7 protein-coding genes and 1 pseudogene are annotated in these 8241 nt (G+C 59.0%); 4 read left to right on the forward strand and 4 right to left on the reverse strand.

Features of this window, described 5'->3' with window-relative positions:
- Positions 1–2 precede the first annotated feature (2 nt).
- Positions 3–542, reverse strand: coding sequence for a molybdenum cofactor biosynthesis protein B (moaB, locus tag ALO64_RS13020; RefSeq protein WP_002553131.1), 540 nt, complete (start codon positions 540–542; stop codon positions 3–5).
- Positions 543–617: 75 nt separating this feature from the next.
- Between moaB and mobA the strand changes: the two genes are divergently transcribed.
- On the forward strand, positions 618–1223 hold the full coding sequence (mobA, locus tag ALO64_RS13025) for a molybdenum cofactor guanylyltransferase MobA (RefSeq protein WP_044343780.1): 606 nt from the start codon (positions 618–620) through the stop codon (positions 1221–1223).
- 97 nt (positions 1224–1320) lie between these two features.
- Positions 1321–1545 carry a YgdI/YgdR family lipoprotein gene (locus tag ALO64_RS13030; RefSeq protein WP_044343779.1) on the forward strand — a complete coding sequence of 75 codons (225 nt, stop codon included), beginning with the start codon at positions 1321–1323 and terminating at the stop codon, positions 1543–1545.
- 87 nt (positions 1546–1632) lie between these two features.
- Here ALO64_RS13030 and ALO64_RS13035 read toward each other — a convergent pair whose 3' ends face one another.
- Entirely contained in the window at positions 1633–2523 is an 891-nt protein-coding gene (locus tag ALO64_RS13035; protein WP_010203209.1) for a pseudouridine synthase, read from the reverse strand.
- 184 nt (positions 2524–2707) lie between these two features.
- Here ALO64_RS13035 and ALO64_RS13040 point away from each other — a divergent pair, with 184 nt between their 5' ends.
- On the forward strand, positions 2708–3562 hold the full coding sequence (locus ALO64_RS13040) for a shikimate dehydrogenase (protein ID WP_044343778.1): 855 nt from the start codon (positions 2708–2710) through the stop codon (positions 3560–3562).
- 3 nt (positions 3563–3565) lie between these two features.
- Here ALO64_RS13040 and ALO64_RS13045 read toward each other — a convergent pair whose 3' ends face one another.
- Positions 3566–4237 (reverse strand): TetR/AcrR family transcriptional regulator, encoded by a 672-nt coding sequence (locus ALO64_RS13045; RefSeq protein WP_010212247.1) that lies wholly within the window; start codon positions 4235–4237, stop codon positions 3566–3568.
- 107 nt (positions 4238–4344) lie between these two features.
- A pseudogene (gene quiC, locus ALO64_RS13050) lies at positions 4345–6251 on the reverse strand (3-dehydroshikimate dehydratase QuiC).
- Between the two features lie 617 nt (positions 6252–6868).
- On the opposite strand from quiC, the gene ALO64_RS13055 reads away from it, so the two are divergent.
- Complete coding sequence (locus ALO64_RS13055) at positions 6869–8197, forward strand: MFS transporter (RefSeq protein WP_044343777.1); 1329 nt, start codon at positions 6869–6871, stop codon at positions 8195–8197.
- Positions 8198–8241: the final 44 nt, after the last annotated feature.

Consider the following 8241-nt stretch of genomic DNA (forward strand, 5'->3'; position numbering starts at 1 on the left):
ACTCAACCACGAGTCGCACAGGGCTCGGCCTGCTTGAGGTGCGGCACGAAGTTGCAGGGCCGGAAGCGCGAATCCAGTTGCTGGGCGAGAATCCCGTCCCACGCCGTGCGTACCGCATTGGTGGAGCCCGGCAGGCAGCACACCAGGGTGCCATTGGACAGGCCCGCCAACGCACGGGACTGAATGGTCGAGGTGCCGATATCCGGCACCGAAATCTGCCGGAACAGTTCACCGAAACCATCGACCTGCTTGTCGAGCAAACACGCCACGGCTTCCGGCGTGCTGTCACGGCCAGTGAAGCCAGTGCCGCCGGTGATCAGCACGACCTGCACCTGATCGTCAGCAATCCAGGTCGCTACCTGAGCGCGGATTTTGTACAGGTCATCCTTGAGCAGCACGCGCTCGATCAGGCCATGACCGGCGTCGGTCAGACGGTCGACGAACATTTGGCCCGAGGTATCGGTTTCACGGGTGCGGGTATCGCTGACGGTCAGCACGGCGATATTCAGGGGTACGAAAGGTGTGTCAGCCTTGGCTTTCATGGCCTCATCCAGTTGTTAAGGAAACAGGCCGGTGTTATATCACAGCACTCCTTTTGACTGCCCGCCGAGTATTTGATGAATGTCCCTGCCGCACTGCCTCCCTGCTCTATCCTGCTGCTGGCCGGAGGTCGCGGGCAGCGCATGGGCGGGCGTGACAAGGGCCTGATCGAGTGGCAGGGCAAGGCGCTGATCGAGCACCTGCACCGGCTGACCCGGCCGCTGACCGACGACCTGATCATTTCCTGCAACCGCAACATCGAGCGCTATGCGCAGTACGCCGATCAACTGGTGCAGGACGACGATGCCGATTTCAACGGTCCTCTGGCCGGAATTCGCGCCGCCCTGCCACTCGTCCGGCATCAGTGGTTGCTGGTTCTGCCCTGCGACGTACCTTTGGTCGATGAACCGTTGCTGCAAGCGTTACGCGAAAAGGCTGTTGAATGCCCGGAGCGACCAATAATGGTGCGTGAAGGCCAGCACTGGCAGCCGCTTTTATGTATGATCCCCATCGCTCACGCCGCAACGCTGGAAGCCGCATGGCAGGCCGGCGAACGCAGCCCGAGACGGGCCCTGGAACCGCTGCAACCAGTCGCCCTGCAACTGGAAGCTGGCGATCCACGCCTGGCCAACCTGAATACTCCCTGTCTGTTGACCGGGATCAGCGAAAACTGTGGCAAGTGACTGGCTATTGAACTTGCTGACGGTGTATACGGAACTTTGCCGACGGTGTATCCGTCTGAGAGTTCAGTAAATCAAGAATCCATCTGGAGACACAGTAATGAAACAACGGCCCCTTCCCGCTGCCTTCCTGCTTGCATTGAGCATTGCCTCCCTCGCCGGCTGCGCATCGCCCACTGTGATCACCTTGAACGATGGTCGTGAAATCCAGGCTGTCGATACGCCAAAGTACGATGAAGAATCGGGCTTCTACGAGTTCAAGCAACTCGACGGCAAGCAGACCCGCATCAACAAGGATCAGGTACGTACCGTCAAGGATCTGTGATCCGGGCGTCGTGTGACTGATTTGAAAAAACCCCCCCNNAACCCGCCGAGTGCGGGTTTTTTTTGGCCGTCAGCCCGGCTTTACCGCTTACCAGTCGAGTTCAAGCAGGCTCTCGAACTGACGCTGTTTACCGCTGAGCGGGTCGATGAAGCGCAAGCCCTTGGCCAGCAGCTTCAGAGGGTTTTGATAATCGTCGACAGGGTTCTTTACCACGGCCGGGTAGAACGGGTCGTTGCAGATGCCCGCGCCCAGTGCCGCCATGTGCACGCGTAGTTGATGTTTCTTGCCGGTCACCGGATAAAGCCCGTACCGCCACAATTGATCCTGCCGTTCGAGCACCTCGATCTGCGTCCGGGTATTGCTCGCCCCTGCTCCTTCCTGCATGCGAAAGAATGGTTCGCCTTCGACCAGACGGCTTTCGTGCAAACGTGGAAACTCCAGCCCCGGCAACGCTGGCGCAATGGCTTCGTAGAACTTGTCGATCTGCCGGGTGGGAAACAGCGCCTGATAAGCCGAGCGCGTCTGCTGGTTGGCGGAAAACAGCACCAGCCCGGCGGTGTGCCGGTCGATACGGTGCAGCGGCACCAGATCGGGGTTGCCCAAGCGATGGATCAGACGGCGCAGCAACGTCTGCTCGACGTACTCACCTGCGGGTGTCACCGGCAAAAAGTGCGGTTTGTCCGCCACCACCAGATGCTCGTCGGCGTACAGAATCGTTTCGAGCACCGGGATCGGCGTTTCGTTGGGCACCTCACGGAAATAGTGAATGCGCAGGCCCTCGCGGTACGCAAGGTCAGGCGCGATGGCCTTGCCGTTTTCGTCCAGCACCCGTCCGCGGGCAATACGGTCCAGCCATTGTTCGCGGCTGATGGCGGTGAATTTCGCGCACAGGCAATCGAGCACTGTGGCCCACGCGCCTGGCGGCAGGTACAACGTGCTGGCTTGTTGCTGTGCGGCGCTAAAAACGGAATCGGGCATGTGCGGCGTGAACTCTGGCTGATCTGAAGCGGCTGGCCGTGGATTATCACTGATTAGGGCGATCACCGCACAATATCGCTGCATGGCAATCGCCTGCCACCTGCGGCACTATTAACCATCTGGTACATTCCGCTCAACACCTGCTCTGGACCGGGCAGTGGCACAAAAACAAGAGACGTATTCTATGACCCATGCTGAAAAAAAATCCGTTCTTGCCGGCCTAATCGGCTCGGGCATCCAGGCCTCGCGAACGCCCGCCATGCACGAGCAAGAAGGCGACGCACAGGGCTTGCGCTACTTGTATCGGCTGATCGATATCGACGCCCTGCAACTGGATATCAGCGCCCTGCCCCAGCTTATCGAAAGCGCACAAAACTGTGGCTTCACCGGCCTGAACATCACCTTTCCGTGCAAGCAGGCGGTTATCCCCTTGCTGGACGAACTGTCCGCCGAAGCCCGCGGTATCGGCGCAGTGAATACCGTGGTGTTCAAGGACGGCAAGCGCATTGGTCACAACACTGACTGCCTGGGTTTTGCCGAAGGCTTCCAACGCGGCCTGGACAAGGCTCCACGTCAGCAGATGGTGCAAATGGGCGCAGGTGGCGCAGGCGCTGCCGTGGCTCATGCGTTATTGAGCGCTGGCGTCGAATGCCTGACAGTATTCGAAGTCGAGCCGCAACGCGCGCAAGGGCTAGTGGACAACCTCAACGGGCATTTCGGTGCCGGACGGGCAAAGGTGGGTATCGATTTGCCTGCCGCTGTGGCCGAAGCCGACGGCCTGGTCAATACCACGCCGGTCGGCATGGCCAAACTGCCGGGCACGCCGTTGCAGGTCGAGTTGCTGCGCCCTGAGCTGTGGGTCGCGAAAATCATCTACTTCCCGCTGGAAACCGAACTGCTCAAGCATGCCCGTGCGCTGGGCTGCCGCACGCTGGATGGCAGCACCATGGCGGTGTTTCAGGCAGTCAAGGCATTTGAGTTATTCAGTGGCCAGTCAGCCGATGCAGAACGGATGATGGCGCACTTCCATACGCTGTAAACCTCAGCGCTTGAGATAACGCAGCACAGCGTCGCAAATCATCGCCTTGTGACGCTGTTTGACCTCCTCGCTCCACAGCTCGATCTGGAAAATTTCGCTGAAGGTATGGCGGTTGGAGATCCGGTAGAAGCAGAACGAACTGATCATCAGGTGCAGGTCCACCGGATGAACACCATCGCGGAACAAGCCACTGGCCTCGCCGCGTCGCAGGATGCCATCGAGCGCCCTGATGATATTCTGGCTTTTGGCCTGGATCGAATCGGACTGTTTGACGTTCTCGCCGTAATGAATGTTTTCGATGCATACGATACGCACGAAATCGACGTTGCTGTCATGGTGATCGAAGGTGAATTCAACCACGCGATGAATCGCCTCGACAGGCTCCAGCTCACTCAGGTTCAGCTCGCTCTCGGTGTTGCGAATCGCACCGTAGAGTTTTTCCAGCACTTCGACATACAGCTGCTCCTTGCTTCCGAAGTAGTAATAGATCATCCGTTTCGAGGTTTTAGTTCGCTCGGCGATGGCATCGACGCGCGCGCCTGTAAGACCGTGGGCAACGAATTCGGCGACAGCAGCCTGAAGAATATCTTCGCGGGTTTTTTCCGGGTTGTTCTTGCGGCCCTTGGGCACGGTAGCGGCAGGTTCAACGGCAACGGCGGAGTCGATTTTTTTCATTGTTGGCTCATGACCACGAGTAATGCGCGAAGTATGAAGCTGACCGCAGGCAGAGGGAAGCTGCGAGGGATTCGAACCCTCGCAGCAGCTCTTCAGTCGATCTCGCGTTACAGCCGCGCCTGACGCGCTGCCACATTGCGCGCCTTGGCCATCGCCGCCAGACGCACCGGCACGTTGGCCGCGCCATAGCCCACGTATCCATTCTTGCGTTGCAGGATCTCGAAGAAGAAGCGCCCGTCGAAGGCGTCCGTGTAGACGTGGAACAGCTCGCCGCCCTGCGCATCGCGGTCATAGAGCACGTTGTAATACGCCAGTTCGCTGAGAAACTCTTCATCGAAATCGAAGCGGGCTGCCAGGTCGTCGTAGTAATTGAGCGGGATGTCCAGCAACGGCACCCCCGCTTCCTTGGCGCGGCTGACCTCGGCAAAGATGTCTTCACAGGAGAACGCAATGTGATGCACCCCAGAGCCGCGATAACTCGACAGCGCGTGGGAAATGGCCGTGTTGCGATTCTCGGAAATGTTCAGCGGCAGGCGCACGGTACTGCAACGACTGCGCAGGGCACGACTTTTCACCAGACCGTAGGGGTCGGGCAGCACCACTTCGTCATCGGCCTCGAAATCCAGGATGCTTTTGTAGAACAGTACCCAGCTGTCCAGGCTGTCGGCAGGCAGCGCCATGGCCATGTGGTCGATACGCTGCAAACCACCCTTGGCAACCGCTTGCGGGTCGACGACAAAATCGCTGTCGTAAATCGATTCTCCGGGCCCAGCGCTATCAACCAGATAGATCAGGCTACCGTCGGGCGCGCGGACTGAAGGAATCTCCCGCTCATTGGGGCCGACCAGCCCGCGATACGGCTGGCCTTTGAAGGCCCGCGCACGCTCCAGCGACTGATGGCCGTCATCGACGCGCAAGGCAGTGGCGCACAACGACGGCCCGTGGGCCTCGAAAAAGCTATGGGCAAACGAATAGGGTTCGGCATTGAGCACGATCTTGATATCCCCCTGCCCCAACAGACTGACCGCCTTGGAGCGATGCTGACCCAGCCTGGCAAAACCCAACCGTTGCAACCAGCCCGAGAGGCGCGCGCCGTGGCTCTCATCGACCGCAAATTCCAGAAACTCGACGCCGTTGTAAGTGCTGGCAGCGGGCGGGTTGAAAAGTATTTCAGGAACAGCGGCTGGCTCGTCACGCGCCATCAACTGGCGGGTTTTTTCTTCCAGATAAAGCAGCGAGCGCAAGCCGTCCGCCGCGTTGGCGCGAGTCGGGGCGGCACGGAAACCGTCGTTGAACACTTCCAGCGACAATGGGCCGGTGTAGCCGCTGCGCAGGATCGGCGCGAGGAAACCGGCAAGATCAAACTCGCCCTGACCGGGGAAGCAGCGGAAATGGCGGCTCCACTCCAGCACATCCATGGCCAGAATCGGCGCGTCGGCCATTTGCACAAAGAAGATCTTGTCACCCGGGATTTGCGCAATCGCGCTCGGGTCGCCCTTGAGTGACAAGGTATGGAAGCTGTCGAGCAACACCCCAAGTGCCGGATGATCAACCTGACGCACCAGGTTCCAGACCTGTTGCCAGGTGTTCACATGCTTGCCCCAGGCCAGCGCCTCATAACCGACACGCAGGTTACGGGCTCCGGCACGCTCGGCCAGCAGGCTCAGGTCATCCAGCAGAATATTTTCGTCGCCCACCGAATCGGCAGACGCATTGCTGCAGACCAGCACCAGATCGGTGCCCAGTTCCTGCATCAGATCGAATTTGCGTTCGGCACGGTCGACATTGCGCTGCAGACGATCACGGCGGCAGCCTTCAAAATCCCGGAACGGCTGGAACAGGGTGAGGGCGATCCCAAGATCGGCACATATCTGCCTGACGTTGCGTGGGCTACCGTCGTAATACAACAAGTCGTTTTCGAAAATTTCGACGCCATCAAAGCCGGCTGCGGCGATGGCTTCGAGCTTTTCGGCAGAGTACCGCTCAAGGATACGGTAGCAATTGAACGCTGCATGCTTTTCAGCTCCTGGATGAACGCGACCTGTTTCGGTCGCGACTGGACAGCACCGCATTCCAGGCCTTTCCCGGCCTTATTCAGAGGTGCGAGTAAAGTATTTGCCTGTCAAAATACTACAGCAACATAAAGTGTACGAACCGGTTAGTTTTACGTTCGATTATCGAACAAAAGCCGTTTTACTCAATTGACGCTGTACCGCGCAATGCTCAACATCAGCATCACATTGCAGGGTAGACCCGCAGTCAAACGTTTTGATCTTTTGCTTCATCAGCAGCAACCCATAACAATTCAAAAAACAGGAACATTGCTCATGTGCACCCTTCTCGCTTTGCTCGCCCGCTCGCCCGTCCGTCTCTCCAGACGTCAGGTTCAACGAACTCGTCCGGCCAAAAGCCCCGCGCGGATCTGCGTCGCCTGAAACATTCCAACACACTTGCGCGGCCCAACCTGTAAATTGTCGGCCCGACGGATCGTCTCGATGAAAGCCTGAGTCAACAGGCCAGTCGAATCACGGTTCTACGACTTCACTTTACCTGCACAACGCCTGCATCGAGTGGACTTCTCAGTCCGACTGTTGCCAGCAGCACAGTCCTGGAACGGATGGTTAGAACATCATGCTTAACACCCAGACCAACCCTGTCGCCCAGGCCGCCCGTGCCGGGATGGGCGAAAAGATTCGCGGCGCACTCGCCGTGGGCAAGACGCGCTGGGGCATGCTCGCCCTGGTGTTCTTCGCCACCACGCTGAACTACATCGACCGGGCGGCGCTTGGCGTCATGCAGCCCATCCTCGCCAAGGAAATGAGCTGGACGGCGATGGACTACGCCAACATCAACTTCTGGTTTCAGGTCGGTTACGCGGTGGGCTTCGTGCTGCAAGGCCGCTTTATCGACAAGGTCGGCGTCAAGCGCGCGTTCTTCCTCGCGGTGCTGCTGTGGAGCCTGGCGACCGGCGCTCATGGCCTTGCGACTTCCGCTGTGGGCTTCATGGTCTGCCGGTTCATTCTCGGCCTGACCGAGGCTGCCAACTACCCGGCCTGTGTAAAGACCACACGTCTGTGGTTCCCGGCAGGTGAACGTGCCGTGGCGACTGGCATTTTCAACGCTGGCACCAACGTCGGCGCAATGCTGACGCCGGCGCTGCTGCCGCTGATCCTTACCGTCTGGGGCTGGCAGGCGGCCTTTATAGCGATGGGTTCGCTGGGGCTGATCTGGGTCATCATGTGGCGTCTGAAGTACTACAACCCCGAAGAGCATCCGACCGTCAGCAAGGCCGAGCTGGATTATATTAATCAGGAAGTCGAACCTGCGCCGGTCAAGGTGCCCTTCACCGGCACTCTGAAGATGCGCGGCACGTGGGCGTTCGCGCTGGCTTACGCGATTACTGCGCCGGTGTTCTGGTTCTACCTGTACTGGTTGCCGCCGTTTCTCAATCAGCAATACAACCTGGGTATCAGCGTGACGCAGATGGGCATCCCGCTGATCCTGATCTGGCTGACCGCTGACTTCGGCAGCGTAGGTGGCGGCATCCTGTCCTCCTGGCTGATCGGGCGCGGCATGCGTGCGACCACTGCGCGTCTGCTGTCGATGCTGATCTTTGCCATCACTATCTGCAGCGTGGTATTCGCCGCCAACGCCAGCGGCCTGTGGGTGGCGGTACTGGCCATCTCGCTTGCAGTGGGTGCGCATCAGGCCTGGACCGCAAACATCTGGAGCCTGGTGATGGACTACACGCCCAAGCACATGATGAGTGCGGTGTTCGGCTTCGGCGGCATGTGTGCGGCCATTGGCGGTATGTTCATGACCCAGATTGTCGGTGCGGTGCTGACCGCCACCAATAATAACTACAACGTGCTGTTCACCATGATTCCGGCGATGTACTTCATCGCGCTGATCTGGATGTACTTCATGGCTCCGCGCAAGGTTCCGACGCTCAGCGAGTAATCGTCTGACACCATCACAAAGGCCCGGCTCACTCAGTGACCGGA

This window comes from Pseudomonas meliae, from assembly GCF_001400515.1.
GTDB classification, from domain to species: Bacteria; Pseudomonadota; Gammaproteobacteria; order Pseudomonadales; family Pseudomonadaceae; genus Aquipseudomonas; species Aquipseudomonas amygdali.